10 protein-coding genes and 2 pseudogenes are annotated in these 13,876 nt (G+C 69.2%); 4 read left to right on the plus strand and 8 right to left on the minus strand.

Features of this window, described 5'->3' with window-relative positions:
- The first annotated feature begins 106 nt into the window (after window positions 1-106).
- Window positions 107-547, plus strand: a complete 441-nt coding sequence (locus ACTVZO_RS00665; RefSeq protein WP_443296397.1) for a hypothetical protein — start codon at window positions 107-109, stop codon at window positions 545-547.
- Window positions 548-905: 358 nt separating this feature from the next.
- On the opposite strand, the gene ACTVZO_RS00670 is transcribed toward ACTVZO_RS00665, so the two are convergent.
- From ACTVZO_RS00670 to ACTVZO_RS00680, 3 genes and pseudogenes are all read right to left on the minus strand, one after another.
- Window positions 906-1,517 carry an isochorismatase family protein gene (locus tag ACTVZO_RS00670; protein ID WP_443296398.1) on the minus strand — a complete coding sequence of 204 codons (612 nt, stop codon included), beginning with the start codon at window positions 1,515-1,517 and terminating at the stop codon, window positions 906-908.
- Between the two features lie 195 nt (window positions 1,518-1,712).
- Window positions 1,713-1,913 (minus strand): annotated as a pseudogene (locus ACTVZO_RS00675) (transposase); the annotation flags it as partial.
- A gap of 317 nt (window positions 1,914-2,230) precedes the next feature.
- Complete coding sequence (locus tag ACTVZO_RS00680) at window positions 2,231-3,295, minus strand: hypothetical protein (RefSeq protein WP_443296399.1); 1,065 nt, start codon at window positions 3,293-3,295, stop codon at window positions 2,231-2,233.
- Between the two features lie 1,042 nt (window positions 3,296-4,337).
- Here ACTVZO_RS00680 and ACTVZO_RS00685 point away from each other — a divergent pair.
- Window positions 4,338-5,816: a putative adhesin gene (locus ACTVZO_RS00685; protein ID WP_443296400.1), complete on the plus strand. Its 1,479-nt coding sequence runs from the start codon at window positions 4,338-4,340 to the stop codon at window positions 5,814-5,816.
- Window positions 5,817-5,863: 47 nt separating this feature from the next.
- Here ACTVZO_RS00685 and ACTVZO_RS00690 read toward each other — a convergent pair.
- From ACTVZO_RS00690 to ACTVZO_RS00710, 5 genes and pseudogenes are all read right to left on the minus strand, one after another.
- Window positions 5,864-6,041: pseudogene (locus ACTVZO_RS00690) on the minus strand (IS5/IS1182 family transposase); the annotation flags it as partial.
- A gap of 338 nt (window positions 6,042-6,379) precedes the next feature.
- A complete protein-coding gene (locus ACTVZO_RS00695; protein WP_443296402.1) occupies window positions 6,380-6,619 on the minus strand; it encodes a hypothetical protein in 240 nt (79 codons plus the stop codon).
- A gap of 149 nt (window positions 6,620-6,768) precedes the next feature.
- A complete protein-coding gene (locus ACTVZO_RS00700) occupies window positions 6,769-9,123 on the minus strand; it encodes an FtsX-like permease family protein (RefSeq protein WP_443296403.1) in 2,355 nt (784 codons plus the stop codon).
- A 2-nt stretch (window positions 9,124-9,125) separates the two neighbouring features.
- Window positions 9,126-9,917 (minus strand): ABC transporter ATP-binding protein, encoded by a 792-nt coding sequence (locus ACTVZO_RS00705; RefSeq protein ID WP_443296404.1) that lies wholly within the window; start codon window positions 9,915-9,917, stop codon window positions 9,126-9,128.
- The gene (locus ACTVZO_RS00710; RefSeq protein WP_031151728.1) at window positions 9,914-10,420 is read right to left on the minus strand and encodes a PadR family transcriptional regulator; all 507 of its coding nucleotides are present in this window, start codon (window positions 10,418-10,420) and stop codon (window positions 9,914-9,916) included. Before ACTVZO_RS00710 ends, ACTVZO_RS00705 begins: the two co-directional genes overlap by 4 nt.
- 167 nt (window positions 10,421-10,587) lie before the next feature.
- On the opposite strand from ACTVZO_RS00710, the gene ACTVZO_RS00715 reads away from it, so the two are divergent.
- Window positions 10,588-11,865, plus strand: a complete 1,278-nt coding sequence (locus tag ACTVZO_RS00715) for an ABC transporter substrate-binding protein (RefSeq protein WP_443296405.1) — start codon at window positions 10,588-10,590, stop codon at window positions 11,863-11,865.
- Window positions 11,866-12,076: 211 nt separating this feature from the next.
- Window positions 12,077-13,780 carry a glycoside hydrolase family 13 protein gene (locus ACTVZO_RS00720; protein WP_443296406.1) on the plus strand — a complete coding sequence of 568 codons (1,704 nt, stop codon included), beginning with the start codon at window positions 12,077-12,079 and terminating at the stop codon, window positions 13,778-13,780.
- Window positions 13,781-13,876: the final 96 nt, after the last annotated feature.

The following is a 13,876-nucleotide window of genomic DNA, read 5'->3' on the forward strand; positions in this document are numbered from 1 at the left end:
GTGGCAGGGGCTCTCGAACCGGGTCGGGGACATCGCAGCCGCGCACTGCGGCCGTCTTCCCGCTGCGGTGCCCGAGCCCGAAGCAACGCCAACCCAGGCCGAGCCTGTGGGACCGTCCGACCAGGCCGATGCCCCGGCTCGACGCCACGCGAAGCGGCTGTTCGAGGCCCGCGAGCTGGGCCGGAACCGGCGCGCCGTGAGCAGATCCGCCCGAGCAGCCACCTGGCAGGAATACGTACGAACCAGCCGGCCCCGCCGCCCCACCAGCCTCGCCCCCTACCTGGACTACCTGCAACAACGCCGGGAGGAAGGCGAGCACAACGCCACAGTGCTGCACCGAGAACTCGTCGCCAAGGGCTACCGCGCCCACTACCAGCGGATCAAGATGGCCGTCGCACCGCCGGGTCGAGGCCTGCCGATCGACACACCGCGCGAGCGGCCGCCATCGCCCCGCCAAGTCGCCCGATGGATCACCACCACACCTGCCGACACAGCCTGCACGCCTCCGAGGGACTCCGCCGGCTGTTCGAGCACTGCCCGGAACTGACTGCACCCACGATGCGGTAGGCCAGTTCGCAGCCGTGCTCGACAGGAGCCGTACCGCTCGGGGATGTCGCGCCCACGGGCTCCCCCGTCCGGAAACGCCACATCACGCGTTGAGATGCCGGCGCACGTCGGAAGCGGCTGCGCTCACCCAACGGCAGGTGCGGCTCGAGCAACTCCCACTTGGCATCACTGAGACCACCACGTGTCACACCAGCCACTTACCGGGAGGTCGGAAACGAAGCGCGAGAAGCGGCCCTGGCCGACACATTGAGTGAAGAACCGCTGCGAGAGATGACGCTTGCGCTGCCCAGGCGGATCGGTTCCGAACACGGATCGGTACTGCGGCTGACGGGGGCCGGCTACCCCATGCCTGGGATCACGCGTCCGGTCAGCGCCGAGATGCTGTCGAGACCGCGCGCGTGGTGCCGACCCGTATAGTCGGCCGTAGCCGTCACGGGAACGAATACCTGAAGGTCCTCGGCCAACGCGTCGAAGCTCGTGGCCAGGATTCCCGCACTAGCGTAGACGCCGACAACCACCAGCTGGTCACGCCCGGCACGGCGCAGCTCCGTAGCCAGGTCCGTGGAAAAGAAAGCGCTGTAGCTGCGCTTCGCCATCCAGGTGACATCGTCCTCGGCCAGCCGGGGCACTCCAACCTCATCAGCCTGGTCGCCACTTGGCCCCAGACCCCACATACGCCCCAGGAGTCCCCGCTGTGCCGGTTCGCGCGCCGGGCGAGGCCGGCTGGCGAGGATCGGCACCTCGTTCTCGTCGGCCCAGGACAGGGCACGCTCCACGCCGATGCGCAGCCACGACCGCACCCCGGCCGCCAGTACGTTCACGTAGTACGGCTGCAGATCATGGACCAGGATCCCCGCGCGGTCGGCTTCCAATTCCCACGGCGGCCCGCCGCAATGATCCAGCAGATCAACCGGCGAGTACTCCTCCACCTCGACCTTGAATGTCGCCATCTCCCCGACGATAGCGGTGGCCGCGCGGTGCGGGCGGACCGCGACACGGCACGCCCTGCCCGGCCCCCGAGGAACACCCGGTCACACCACCCTGCCCACGCCCGGCATGAACCACAACGATCCGAACGCGGTGTCAGTACAGGCTGGCCAGGCACCACCCTCGTGACGACTTCCGTCCCGGCGGGCCCGGCCGCCGCGTCTGTCGGTGTCGGACCGGAGGAACGGCACGAACTCGGCCCGAGCGTGCTCCCACAACCGGACGTTCGCCGGATGCTTGACGCCCCATTCCTCCCGGAATACCCGGAACCGTTCCATCGCGGCGTCCTCGCTCGGTGCGGTGCAGACGGGCTTGAGGACCTTCGAGGTCTTGTCCCAGCCCTGCGCCAGGGCGCTCCGCACTCCGCGGGGATCACGCGGGTGCGGCATCTGGACCAGCCGTTCCAGCAGCCCGGCACCTCCCCCGTGGCCACCTCCGACTGCTGACCGAGCTGGTCAAGGGCAGGCGGGAGCAGCGACGATACGTCGGCAGGCACGGTCTTTCAGTTGGATCACACGTCAAGAGCTCCATGACCTTGGGAACCGTGCCTGCCTCCGTTCCCGCACTCGAACCACCCACCCGGCAGACCGTCACAAAGCGGACGCCATCCGACTACGCCGAAGCCCTGCCCACCCGCCGAACGACGACGTGGCCGTCTTGCCCTTCGCTGACTTCTCTATTCGGAGATGCAGTCACCTGCGGACAGGCCGCCTGGAATCCATGTCCACGCGCCGGTGAATCCTGCACCGGTAGGTACTGCTTCCTCGCGGGACCACGGGAGCTCGGTCGCCGCGTCGCCGATCCTCATGACGGCCTGTCCGCTCATCACTCGGATCACGGGCGAGTGATAGAGCTGCATGGATGATTTGCTGGGAACGTTGGTGGGCACCTGTTCCTCGAACCTGGTGGTCTCGGAACTCTCCCAGGAGGTCTCCGTCTTGATGGCCTGCTCGAGCTTCGCCTCGACCCCGGGCCACTTGCCGGTGATCCCGTACGACGTGGTGACCCCGAACGTGAAACTGGAGCTGTTGGTCCACGTGTGGCCCGCCCACACCGTCATGGTCTGTGCGGTGTCGGAGCAGTTCACCGGGCGTGCGGTGAGGACCTTGGGTCCGTTCTTGTAGGTGATGGCTGGATCCGCTGTGAAAGTACAGGCGAGCGCCCCGACGGCGTTGCAGAACGAGACGAACTCCTCCGGCGTGGGCGTGTAGCCGAAGCGGATGGAGCTGTAGGTGTTGAAGGGAGTCGAACCTTCCGCAGTCGAGGTTCTGGGCATCCGGGACTGCAGGTAAGCCCCGCTGTAATTGGCATCCTGGGCCAGGCCGCTAGAGCATCCGTTCATCCCGATCGTGGAATTGAACCGATTGTCCCAAGCCGGTCTGGATCCGAACTTTGTTTCCAGCGGGCTGAAGTTAATCGTCCAGCTGGTCCCCTTCGTTCGGCAGGAGTACGGACCGACGAAGATGGCGCTTGAACCACCGTACTTGGAGCTGGCGAAGGCCATTCCGGCGATCTGCGGATTCGCAGATTCTATCCTCTTCACCAGGGAGTTCGGCATCGCAGCAGCTTCCGCCGAGCTGGCGATGATCTTGCCGGACGTCGCGTCCTTGATGGCTTCGGGAAGGCTCCCGTAACACTTGTTCACGAACGTGGCACTGTTGTTGCGGAGCACGCAATGGGTGGGTGTCTCGACGGCGGCGCCGGCTACAGCCGGGGTCGCGAGAACACTTGCTGCTGCCATGACCATCGTGGTCGTGGCGGTGACGGACCTTCGCATCATCTCCAACATCCTTAAGCTGGTGGCAGCGTCCGGGATGGACCCCCCATCCGGCGAGCACCGACGCGTGTGGAGCAGTCGGCGGAGCTCGCAAGATGTGGTATGCCGCGTTGAGGGCACCAACGATGACGGGCCACGTGCCCGAACTCCATCCACCGAACGGCTCCACCCACCACATCGCCCATCCGGCTACGGCGCCGCAGATCCCCCAATAGCCCACCGGGGCCTTGACACTGGGGAATTGGCGTCACCTTTTCGGCAGTCATGATCGTTTGATGGTGCATCAGGGGGCGCTGGGGCCGGGTGGGCCATTGTTCAGGCCGCGGTGAGCAGCCTGAACCGTTCTGGGACTTCTCTGCCGCTCCGCTATCAGAGAGGGTGGGTCTCGCGCCCAAGAAGACTGACGCAACCCTTCGTAGCCAGGCTGTGCGCCTGGTGACAGAACACCGTTCGGAGTTACTTCTCCGAGCGCGCTCTGCACCTCCAGGCCGCCGATCACCTCGGCGTGTCCCGGGAGTCGCGCGACGGTGGGCGATGCAGTACGAGGTCGACGCCGGCCAGGCTACGGGCGTTAGCGGGGCCTGTGCGCCCCAGCCGGCCCGTCCAATGTGGCCGCGGCCCGCACCGTGACCGACGCCTTGGTCAAGGACACCGCCCGCCGCCTGGCGTTCACCACCAACGCAGTGGTCGACGTGCCTCTGCGGATGGCTTTGCGGCCCCGAACCCACTAGGGGCAACCCCGTCTCACGCGACCAGCTCATTCATCACTCGGATGCCGGGTCGCATGCGGGTGGCGCTCCATCAGCCGCACCACCGACAAAGTGACAGGGCCACCGAGTACTCACACCACCATGAACGGCGATCCTGTCACGAGATCTGCCCGAAGGATTTCCTACACGGGTTACCGGAGGCACGTTCAAGCGACCATTCTCAGAGATCCCCGCATGCCTCCTGCCTGGGTGCTATGGACTCTAGGGGGACGAACGGACAGAAGGAAGATATTCGAGTGAAGACAATTTTCGTGATGGCCCACGGGATCGACAAGAATTCGCAGGGTGTCGATGTTCCAGACGGCTGGCAAGTCCGCCTTTATGTGGACGAGAACACCTATGAGTTGCGGCCTAATTCCGTCGCTGTCCTCAACTCTGGCGGATCGGTTGGATTCCGCGCTGCTTTCGGTGAAGGTCACCAGGCGAAGCAGGTCCCAAATCTCACACTCCAGCCCCACGACCATGAGGCGATGATCACTTACCTCACCGGTGAATCGTCTCTGTCGAAGTCTGCAGAAAAATTCGTGGTCTGCGGCACAAAAGTCGACGTTCCCAGCCCTCTCCGACCGGTCCGCACAGACAACGACCTAACGCTCCACGATCTCATGGAGAGACTGCAAGGAGAATTGTTCGGGCCCGATGACGAAGATCGTGACGTGGTATTGCACCTGCTCTGTTGCAGGCCGAAGCTTCGTCAGCGAGCAAAGGACCAGATTGCACTTGGAACTGAAGAAAGCCGCGACTACGACGAGCGGATCACGAACGCCTTCGTCATCCCGGAAGACGACACCCGGCACTTCCCATCTTTGAAGCGAAAGAAGGACGAGCTCATCGCGCGCAGCCGTACGGATCTCCATGGCGCGATGTCGGAGCTCGAGGGGAACTCGCGACCTCTCAAAGGCGCGATGCGAGATATGAACATGGAGCTCCGCTGGCCTTGGCACGTAGCTCAGGCCGACTCGTGGCGAAGGGAGGTGGACTTGCAGGGTGAGTTCCGGGCCGCTTCGAACTTCTTTCCGAAGGCGGCCGTCTTCGGCTCACTGGGAGATCCGCCGCAAAGCCTCGGCGAGGCCTGGGCGGAATCCCCCGACACTTACGCCTGGCGTCACGCGTTCCACTTCTACCTCAGCGGTCCTGCCCAAGCAGGCGGTGAAATGCTTGCCCGTTTGACTTTGTGGAACAAGATCGGCCAGTACATGGGCGCCACGACGGCCTTCCTCGACGAGTCCGGCCACGAGCACATTGGGCAGAAGGTGCTCGACACCGAGGTGCTCGAGTCGGCCGCCTACGGCACGGCGGGCGCCAACCCGGGTATCGCGGACCCAGGGCTACTGTGCATGCTTGAGACCTGCATAGGCCAGACGTCGCGTCTGGACATGGCCGCGCGTGGAGACGTACAGCTGGGCCAGTTCATCAGCTCGATGACCATCGATGAGGCGGCGCTCCTCGGGCTGGATCACAGGCAGCACGAATGCCTCACCGCGGGCGACAAGAAGAGCCAGGAACACGCGTTGGCTGCGGAGCACGTGCGTTCGGGACTTGCCGATGCACTCGCCAAAGCCGAGTACGCGAAGAACGACTCGATTGCTAAAATCGGTGAGCACGTATACCCGGGGCTCGAAAAGTATTGGCAGGAATTTTGCGCCTTCCTGAAAACCCGCTGGCAGGAGGCTGCGGAAAACAAGAAAGTCCTGCAGGGTAAGCCTGGAATTTGATGCTCCAGGCGAGGGTTGAGGTGATCCCGGGGAGTGGACACCGGGATTCGTGCGACGAGGGCCCGGATGCGCGTATGGATCGGTTGGCTGCATGCTGACGCGCGGAAAGTGTCTCCCATCGGCCGCGGTGTGGACCGTGCCCTTGGCGCCCTGGTGGGCCATGTCGGCCCACCAGGGAATGCCGGGCTCGGTGAGCGCGTCGATGATGCCGTGTTCGCGGGTTGCGCAACCGGATGTCTGCACACCGGCGCCGGGCCCCGGCTACCGCTCCCGGTCCGCATCCAGCACTGGCGAGCCCTCATGCGGCGGCTCCTCAGCCCACGACAGGTGCCGGCCGCCCGTACGCCAGGCACCCGCCAACACCGCCACTCCCGCCGACACCCCCAACACCGTCCCCGCCGTGCGGTACCCGGCCCAGTCCGCCCACCACCCGGCCAGACCCAGCACCACCCCGGCCAGCACACTGCAGCCCACCCGACGGCGCCTACGCGCCACCAACCCCTTCACCAGTCCTGCTTTCTCATAGAGCGGCGAGGCCCGGCCGGGCGCGGCCTCGGGTGGCTCTACCTGCCCGAGTGGTCGATGACGTTTCCGTTGGAACAGTTGTCGGCGTGGTCACCCACCCACTCCCCCATGACGGGCACCACGGCGACTTCCTGAAGGCATACCTCGGCGGCGGTGAAGTTCCAGTTGTTGGCCGCACTGACGCCACCACCGAAGTTGGAGTCGTTGTCGGCGTGAGCGGGAGCAGTGAGGGCGACGCTGGCAAGAACCAGCCCGGCGGCAGTGATGACCTTCTTCATGCCCTCACAACGACCTTCCCACCGCAGCCGACACGGCCACCTGCTCGCCGCCACCCCGCAGCCACCACACCCCCGCGGCGCGCGATACCCGGCAGGGCCGACAAAGGGCGCACCGTCGCCACAGTGGTACAGCCAGGCCTCCGGGCCCGTCAGAGGGTTTCGCTGAGCGAGTCCGCCAGGCGGCGCCGGGCCGTCTGAGTCGCCGGTACTGCCGCAGCCGCCACCGCGCCCAGCACCGATCCTGCGATCACCGTCAACAGCACCGGGAGCGGAGGCGGTTGGGCGATCCCGGCGCCTATGCCACTCGATGCGCCCTGGGTGTCCACCAGCCAGGTGCCGGACAGGACGCCCAGGCCCGTGCCCGCCAGCGCGGCGACGAGCGCGGTCAGGCCTGCGGCCGTCACGATCGTCGCGCCGATCTGCCGGGGCGTGAGCCCGATCGCCTTCAGAGCGAGCAGGTCGCGCCTCCGGTCGCGTACGCCCGTGCCGATCAGGGTCAACAGCTCGATCAGTCCGATCAGGGCCAGTACGGCGATCAGAGTCCCGATCACCCCGCGTGCCGGTTCCAGCCGTTCGGCCGGGTTGGGTGTCTCGCGGATCTCGAGGGTTCCGCCGGCGGCCGTGGCGAGTGCGCCGCTCACGGCCCGGGGGTCGGCACCGTGGCGCAGTTCCAGGGCGTGGTAGGCGGGACGCAGCTGCGGGTCGTTCTCGCGCAGTGCGTCGAGGGTCGTGGTGATCACCCGACCGCCGGATTCGGGCTCGATGGTGCGGCCGACGAGGTGCAGGATCTGCGGCCGCCCGCCGACCGTCATCCGTACCCAGTCGCCGACGCGTACGCCGAGGAGGTCCAGGAGTCCCTGGCCGGCCACCGCCTCGTCGGGTCCGGCGACCGCGCGCCCTTCCACCACCGCGGAGGGGTAGGGCTGCCGGGCCGTGCCGAGTCCACGCAGCGTGATGGTGCCGGTCTGGCCGGGGACGAGCGCCGCCATCTCCGCGCCCGGATGGACGGCCTCGATGTCCGGGACTGCCGCGAGGGTCTTCTCCAGCTCCAGTTCCGGGTCCGCCGGACCGGCGGGCTGCTCGGCCCGTACGGTCAGTGCCGCGGCAAGCCCCATCTGCGCGGGGCGGCTGCGGAACTGGTCCAGGGTCGACCAGGCGACGAGGGCGACCGTGATGAGCATCAGGGGCAGCGCGAGCCGGGCCAGCGGTACCAAGGTACGGCCCCGGCGGGGGAACGCTGCGCGCCATCCGAGGACGAGGGCGGGCGGTACCCCTACGCCGAGTGCCCGTTTCCCGAGCCCGGTCATCGGCGCGGCGGACGGCAGCGCGGCCCGGGCCACCGGCACCGGGGGCACTCGTCCGGCCCGCCAGGCCGAGAGTCCGGAGGAAGCCGCGATCAGCAGCACCGCGCCGACGGGGATGCCGATGATCAGGGCGGTGTGGCCGGGCAGGTCCTGCCACACCGCGGCTGCCTCTCCGATCCGCCCGGGTATCCGGGCGCCGAGCAGGGCGATCGCCGCGGTACCGAGGGCCACCCCGAGGAGCGCGAAGGCCAGATGCTGGACCAGGAAGCCGCGCGCGACCTGGCCCGGAGTGAAGCCGATCGCCTTGAGGACGGCGATGTCCCGGAGCTGGCCGCGGACTCGGGCGCCGATCGCCCCGGAAGCGGCCAGGGCGGCTGCGAGCAGGGCGCCGACGCCGAAGACGGCGAACATCGCGCCCAGGAGGCGGTCGTCGCCGCCCGCGTCGGCGCGGGCCTGCTGCCACTTGGTGACCTCGGCCACCCGGTCGGCGCCCAGTACGGTGACCGCGCGCTGGACGATGAAGTCCGTGTCGTCCGGGTCCTCCAGGCGCAGCCCCACGCTCTGTCCGGTGTCTCCTCGGGCGATCTCCTCGAGCGTGGCGGGGAGCACCCAGCCGACGCCCGCGGCGCCGCCCGGCTGGTAGCGGGGTTCGGCGACGTCGGCGGTCCCGCTCACCCGCAGCAGGTGCGCGGTGCCGTCCGGGCCGGTGACGCGTACGGTGTCGCCGGGTTCTGCCCAGAGAGCCCGTGCGACCGACGTCTCCAGCACGACGGAGCCGACGCCCGCACCCGAGCCCGTGCCCGGGGCGGGGCCTTCGTCCGGCGCCTCGAGCCAGCTGCCCGCGCCGACGAGCGGCCGTCCGGTCTGCGGGGGCTCGACCGGGGCCGCGCGGAGGGTGACCCCGGCGCGGGCGCCGCGGGACTCGACCGTGGTCGCCGTCGTGCGGTAGGGCCCCGACAGTGCCGCGACCCCGTCCACGCCGGACAGGGCGCCGGTGTCCGCGCCGGCGCGGGTGTGCAGCCAGATGTGGGCGCCGTGGGACTGGTTGAAGACCCGCTGCCAGGGGTTCGCGGCGTAGCCGAAGAGCGCGCCGGCCAGCAGGAGCGAGGCGATGACTCCGGCGCTGGCGAGGACGACGAAGAGGGCTTCGCCGCGGTGTGCGCGGAAGTCGGCCTGCGCCCAGCGCAGGGTGGCCCGCACGGTCACTCCTTCAGTTCGAGTACGCCGGAGACGCCGCCGGCCGGGCCGGGACTACCTCCGCCGAGCTGTGCGTCGTCGGCTATCCGGCCGTCGAAAAAGCTGATGACGCGGTCGGCGGCGCTGGCCATCCGGGCGTCGTGGGTGACCATCATGATCGTCTGGCCGCGCTGGTGGAACCGTGTGAGCAGCCGCAGCACCTCGCGGGTGCCCTTGCTGTCGAGGCTGCCGGCCGGTTCGTCGGCGAGCAGCAGCCGGGGGTGGTTGACCAGGGCGCGGGCGAGCGCGACCCGCTGCTGTTCGCCGCCGGACAGCTCTCCGGGCATGGACCGCTCGCGGCCTTCGAGTCCGAGCTCGGCGAGCAGTTCGGCGCGGGATTCGCGGGCGGCCTTCGGGGAGAAGCCGGCGAGCAGGGCGGGCAGTTCGACGTTGTCGGCGACGGTGAGGTTGGAGACGAGGTTGAAGAACTGGAAGACGACGCCGATGCTGCGGCGCCGCAGCACGGCCCAGCGCGCCTCGCGGTATGCGTCGACCCGTTCCCCGTCGAGCCACAGCTTGCCGCCGTCGGGCCGCTGGAGGCCGCCGATCAGGTGCAGCAGTGTGGACTTTCCGGCTCCGGAGGGTCCGGTGACCGCGACGAACTCGCCGGGCTGGACGGACAGGTCCACGCCGCGGACGGCGGGCACGGGCGCGCCTTCGCCGTGGTGCGTCTTGGTCAGGCCCTCGGCGCGGACGATGGGCACGGCGGGGCGGACGGTGGGCGGCACGGCTGGAGCGGCGGTGGCGTCGTCGCTCATTCCAGCTCCTCCTGACAGCGTTCCAGCCAGTCGAGGTCGGCCTGCAGGTGCAGCATGGCGCCCTCGATCAGCAGTTGGGAGATCTTGTTGTCGCGGTCCTCGGCGGCGGCCAGCTTCGACAGGTCCCGCATGGTGTTGAGGTACTGGCGCCGCTGCTTGTTGATCAGGGCGATCGGATCGGCCAGACCCGACTGCGGTGCGAGCGCCAGTTTCATGAAGAACTCGTCCCGTACCCGGGGTTCCTCGGCGGTTTCCTCGAACCACGCCAGTACGGCTTCGCGCCCGGCGTCCGTCAGCTTGTACGTGCGCTTGTTGGGCCGGCCGGACTGTTCGACGTCCTCGCCCTCGATCAGGCCGCTCTTCTCGAGCCTGCCGAGGGTGACGTAGATCTGGCCGACGTTCGGCTGAGGGTACGCGGCGCCCAGGAGCTTCTCAAGGTCCTGCTTGAGCTCGTAACCGTGCGCAGGGCTACGGGTGAGGAGCGCAAGGAGCGCCAGCCGCACTCGCTCCCCCTCCTTCCCGCTCCGTAGTCAACCGTTCACTGGTGCCCGGCCGGATGTCGCCGACGGCCGTCCTGTCTGCCTGGACGTCTAGTATCGCCCATGCCTAACGGGTATATATAGGCCACGATGGTCGGCAGTGCAGCCGGATCGTGCTCTGGGAGGAATCTATGCGGTGGATGCGTGCCGCGGGTAGAGCTCTCCTGGTGGTCGCGGTCGTGCTGGCGGGGTACTCCGGTCTCGGCGTGCGCCCCGACGCGGGCGCCGCCGCCTCCGACGCCCGCGGCCCGCTGACGCTCGCGACGGCGGGCGACCTGACCGACTACCTCGGCCCGCTCCTCGACGACTGGAACGAGAGCCGCCCCGACGAGCGGGTGAGTCTCGTCGAGCTGCCCGACTCGGCGGACGAGACCAGGGCCCAGATGATCAGCGAACTGCGATCGGGCCGCGACCGGTTCGACGTGCTGAACATCGACGTGGCCTGGACGTCCGAGTTCGCGGCGGCCGGGTGGATCTTGCCGCTCGAACGGGACCGGTTCCCGCTGGACGCGTTCCTGCGGCCGGTCGTGGACACCGCGACCTTCGACGGACGGCTGTACGCGGTCCCCTACGTCACGAACGCGGGCCTGCTCTACTACCGCAAGGACATCCTGGACCTGGCGGGCGAGCAGCCGCCGCGCACCTGGTCCGAACTGGCCCGCCAGGCGCGCACGATCGCGCCGCGGTACGGGCTGGACGGCTACGCCGGCCAGTTCCTCCCGTACGAGGGGCTCACCGTCAACGTCACCGAGGCCGTGCACTCGGCGGGCGGTTCGATCCTGCGTGACGACGGCGCCCGCGTCACCGTCGACTCCGACGGGGCGCGCGCCGGGCTGCGGTTCCTCGCGGACGGGGTGCGGGAGGGCTGGATCTCCCGCGAGGCGCTCGGCTACAAGGAGGAGGAGTCGCGCAAGGCGTTCCAGGACGGCAGGCTGCTCTTCCTGCGGAACTGGCCCTACGTGTACGCGGACGCGAGCGCGGCGGGGTCCGAGGTCGCGGGCAGGTTCGGCGCCGTGCCGCTGCCGGGCGCCGACGGTCCCGGCACCAGCGTGCTGGGCGGCTCCAACCTCGCCGTCGGCGCTCATACGCGTCATCCTGCGTCGGCGGCCGACCTGATCTCCTACCTCACCAGTGAACGGGTGCAGCGACGGGTCCTCACCGAGGGCTCGCTGCCACCGGTGCGCGCAGCGCTGTACGAGGATCCGGAGCTGGTGCGCGCCTATCCGTACCTGCCGACCCTGCGCGAGAGCGTGCTGTCGGCGGTGCCGCGCCCCAAGAGTCCGCGCTACGACCAGGTGAGCCTGGCCGTGCAGGCGGTGGGGCAGGACGTGATGGCCTTGCGCCAGACGCCCGAGGAGGCGGTGGCGCGGCTCGCGCGCGAGCTCGGGGTCATTTCCCGCACAGGCTGATCGCACTTCCGTACCCTTCCCGAGGGCTTCTACTTACATGTTAAGTAGAAGCCCTCTTTCGCGCACCCGGTCATTCAGTGACAAACCACCCCAGCTTTCGCCTGGTTCTGGACACATCGTTGACACCTTGCCGTCGCTGCTACTTAACATGCATGCATAACAGCGCACCTGATCCAGGGCGCTCTCGCATTCAGAGGCAGGTCGACGCGAGATGCTCAGCACCCTTCCGGCCGGTACCGGTCACCCCTCCCGCAGCGCCGCCCCTCCCGCCCCCTGGTGGCGCGACGCGGTGATCTACCAGGTCTACGTCCGCAGCTTCCTCGACAGCACCGGAGACGGCGTCGGCGACCTCGCCGGCGTACGCGCCGGGCTTCCCTACCTCAGGAAGCTCGGTGTCGACGGCATCTGGCTCAGCCCCTTCTACCCGTCGCCCCAGCACGACCACGGCTACGACGTCGCGGACTACTGCGGCGTCGACCCGGTCTACGGCGACCTCGCCGAGTTCGACCGGCTGGTGTCCGACGCCCGGCGGCTCGGGCTCAGGCTGCTGCTCGACATCGTCCCCAACCACTGCTCCAGCGAGCACCCGTGGTTCCGCGAAGCGCTCGCCGCGGCGCCGGGCAGCGCGGCCCGCTCCCGCTTCCACTTCGCTCCGGGCCGCGGCCCGGAGGGCGAGGAGCCGCCCAACAACTGGCACGCCATGTTCGGCGGCCCGGCCTGGAGCCGGACCACCACGGCCGACGGCACCCCCGGGGAGTGGTACCTGCACCTGTTCACACCCGAGCAGCCGGACCTGCACTGGCGCGACCCCGTCGTGGGCGACGACTTCGAGCGCGTGCTCCGCTTCTGGCTGGACCGGGGCGTCGACGGCTTCCGCATCGACGTCGCCGCCGGGCTGTTCAAGCACCCCGAGCTGCCCGACTCGGACGACCCCGCCGCGGACGAGCGGGCCCGCGACGCCGTCAACCAGCTGGCCTGGAACCAGCCCGAGGTGCACGGCGTGTGGCGCCGCTGGCGCGCGGTCTGCGAGGAGTACACCGCCCGGGACGGCCACGAGCGGCTGCTCGTCGGCGAGGTGTCCGTGCCCACCGCACGCGAGCACGCCGAGTACGTCCGCCCCGACGAACTGCACCAGGCGTTCTTCTTCGACCTGCTCAGCGCGCCCTGGGACGCCGATGCCTTCCGTACGACGATCACCGCGGCGATCCGCGACATCGCCGGCACCGGCTCCACCGTCACCTGGGTCCTCAACAACCACGACCAGGTCCGCACGGTCACCCGCTACGCCGGCGAGCCCGGGGTCGAGGGCAGCGGACTGGGAGCGGCCCGCGCCCGCGCCGCCGCCCTCCTGATGCTCGCCCTGCCCGGCGCCGCCTACGTCTACCAGGGCGAGGAACTCGGCCTGCCCGAGGTGCTCGACCTGCCCGACGAGGTCCTCACCGACCCGATCTTCCGCCGTACGGGCAGCCGCAAGCACGTACGGGACGGCTGCCGCGTACCCCTGCCCTGGTCCGGGCACGCCTCCCCCTTCGGCTTCAGCCAGGAGACGGCCGGCGTCAAACCGTGGCTGCCGCAGCCCGAATGGTTCGCCGAGCACGCCACCGACCGCGCCCTGGCCGACACCCGTTCCTTCTGGCACCTCTACCGTGACGGCCTCCAGCTGCGGCGCACCCTGCCGCAACTGGGCGACGGCACCCTGCGCTGGCTGGACTCCCCCGCGCAGGTGCTGGCCATGGCCCGCGGCGAGGGCCTGATCTGCGCGGTCAACTTCGGCACGGAGCCCGTGCCCGCGCCGGTACCCGGTACGCCGCTGCTCGCCAGCGGGCCCTGTCCCGACGGGGTGCTCCCCGCCGCGACAGCGGCCTGGTGGGCGGGCGCGTACCCGGCTCCCGGCCCGGCGGCCCCGCAGCCGTAACCCCCGCAGCCTTACCCGGCAGCCGCGCCCCCTCGGCCCTGTCACCCCGCAGTCCCCGAGCAGCCCCTCTCCAGCCCTGGACCTCCCCGAAAGGAC

Source organism: Streptomyces sp. IBSNAI002 (genome assembly GCF_052244475.1).
GTDB lineage: Bacteria > Actinomycetota > Actinomycetes > Streptomycetales > Streptomycetaceae > Streptomyces.